This window comes from Dietzia sp. B44 (genome assembly GCF_014145245.1).
In the GTDB taxonomy this organism is placed as follows: domain Bacteria; phylum Actinomycetota; class Actinomycetes; order Mycobacteriales; family Mycobacteriaceae; genus Dietzia; species Dietzia natronolimnaea.
Window position 1 is genome coordinate 1 of sequence record NZ_JAALEF010000268.1, and the last position, 1,778, is coordinate 1,778.

Annotated in this window: 2 protein-coding genes and 1 pseudogene; all 3 read right to left on the reverse strand. The window is 70.8% G+C overall.

Annotated elements, in window-relative coordinates:
* A partial coding sequence (locus G6017_RS09550; protein ID WP_241731452.1) for a nucleotide sugar dehydrogenase occupies positions 1–647 on the reverse strand: 647 nt, incomplete at its 3' end.
* 114 nt (positions 648–761) lie between these two features.
* Positions 762–1,325, reverse strand: coding sequence for a dCTP deaminase (gene dcd, locus G6017_RS09555; protein ID WP_017838407.1), 564 nt, complete (start codon positions 1,323–1,325; stop codon positions 762–764).
* Positions 1,306–1,778: pseudogene (locus tag G6017_RS09560) on the reverse strand (hypothetical protein); the annotation flags it as partial. The gene dcd and the pseudogene G6017_RS09560, both read right to left, overlap by 20 nt.

A 1,778-nucleotide genomic window follows, 5' to 3' on the forward strand; every position in this document is an offset into this window, starting at 1 on the left:
GCGTTCGCGCTGACCTTGACCAACTCGGCGGTCGCCAGGTCCGTCACGATCACCGGACACGGGTCCGAGTCCAGGATCGGCGCGTACGCCCCGCGCACCGCCTCTTCGACCGACCCACCCGGCTCACGCACCCCGATCACGATCCGATCCGGCGTGAGCGTGTCGGCCACCGCGAAACCCTCCCGCAGGAACTCCGGGTTCCACGCCACCTCGACGTGCACCCCGGCGGGGGCGTGCCAGTCGGCGATCTCCTGCAACCGCGCCGCCGTCCCCACCGGCACCGTCGACTTGCCCACCAGCACCGCATCCGCGGTCAACAGCGGCGCCAATCGGGCCACCACGTCCTCCACATACGAGGTGTCGGCCGCGAACTCCCCCTTGCGCTGCGGGGTACCCACCCCGATGAAGTGCAGGTCCGCGAACTCCGCGGCCTCGGCGTAGTCCGTGGTGAACCGCACCCGACCGGACTCCACCTGCCGCCTCAGGATCTCCGGCAACCCCGGCTCGTAGAACGGCACCTCACCGGCCCGCAGGCGCTCGATCTTCGCCTCGTCCACATCCACACCCAGCACCTCGTGACCCAACTCGGCCATACAGGCGGCATGGGTGGTCCCCAGATACCCGGTCCCGAACACGGTCATACGCATAGCGCAGTTCTACCGTCCCCGGACGACCTCCCGGGAACACCGGGGTGAACGCGGGACGAGCGTACTGTGGCCGGGCCCGGGTCGCCGACGGGCCTGGTTCGGCAACAGTCCCGGTCAGCGGAAGTTGAGGTACGCCTTGGAGGCGGTCGGGCCGCGCTGTCCCTGGTACTTCGAGCCCGTCGCGGCGGTGCCGTACGGGACCTCGGCGGGGCTGGACAGCCGGAACAGGCACAGCTGGCCGATCTTCATCCCCGGCCACAGCGTGATGGGCAGGTTGGCCACGTTGGACAGCTCGAGGGTGATGTGCCCCTCGAACCCCGGGTCGATGAACCCGGCGGTCGAGTGCGTGAGCAGACCGAGTCGACCGAGGGAGGACTTTCCCTCGAGCCGGCCCGCCAGGTCGTCGGGAAGGGCCAGGCGCTCGAGGGTCGCCCCCAGGACGAACTCGCCCGGGTGCAGCACGAACGGGTCCCCTGACGCGGGTTCGACGAGTTCGGTGAGGTCGTCCTGCTGCTGCGCCGGGTCGATGTGGGTGTAGCGCGAGTTGTTGAACACGCGGAACAGGCTGTCCAGTCGGACGTCGATGCTCGACGGTTGGATCAGCGAGGAGTCGAGAGGGTCGATCGTGAGCCGCCCGTCGGCGAGCTCGGAGCGGAGGTCACGGTCGGAGAGCAGCACGGTCTAGAGGGTATCGCGACCCCCCGGCGAGCAGGCGGAGCTGGGTGCCCAACTCGGTGACGCTCACGCACGCCTCGGCGAAGGGCAACCGCTCCCGGTGGATGCGCCCGTCGCGCCCGACGAGCTCGATGTCCACCCCGGCGCGGTCGATGCCGACCAGCAGTGGCCGCTCGGCCGGGAGGCAGCGGCACACGCGCAGCGCCATCCGCGGCACCACCTGGCAGCGCGGGTCGTTGAGATGGTCCAGCCAGTGCCCCTCGAGGTCGGCGAAGGGGTCGGGCCCGGAGGTCGCCAGGTCCTCGGGGTCGATGTCGGTCACCCCGTCGTCGTCGGTCAGCACGATCCGCTCCGCGCGGAGCCGGACCAACGCGACACCGGTCCCCACGTCCAACAGGACGGGGTCGGGGAGGTCGCGGGCGATCTCGCCCGCGGTGCGGCGCTGGGCGCGCACGC